This window comes from Burkholderia cepacia (genome assembly GCF_001039005.1).
Classification (GTDB): Bacteria; Pseudomonadota; Gammaproteobacteria; order Burkholderiales; family Burkholderiaceae; genus Burkholderia; species Burkholderia theae.
Map to the genome: position 1 here is coordinate 1 of NZ_LDWR01000135.1, position 336 is coordinate 336.

Consider the following 336-nt stretch of genomic DNA (forward strand, 5'->3'; position numbering starts at 1 on the left):
CGAGATCGTTCAGGCACTGAGCGAACAAGCCGTGACCGTGCCTGGCACGCAAGCCGCCACCATCGTCATGCCCCGTTTGGCCCAGCAGCTTGCGGCCTTGCGTCAGCAACGCGACGAGGTCGCTGCCGAAGTTGAACGACTGGTGCTTGCGCACCCTCTTTGGCCGGTCCTGACCAGCATGCCGGGAGTCGGCGTCAGGACCGCCGCCAGACTCCTGACCGAAGTTGCCCACAAAGTCTTCGCTTCGGCTGCCCACTTGGCAGCCTATGCTGGCCTTGCCCCGGTAACCCGGCGCTCAGGCTCGTCGATCCGTGGCGAGCACCCATCCAGACGGGG

Annotated in this window: 1 protein-coding gene; it reads left to right on the forward strand. The window is 65.8% G+C overall.

Annotated elements, in window-relative coordinates:
* Nucleotides 1-336 (forward strand): transposase (locus tag VL15_RS41535; RefSeq protein ID WP_155420425.1); only part of this gene is annotated, 336 nt, incomplete at both ends.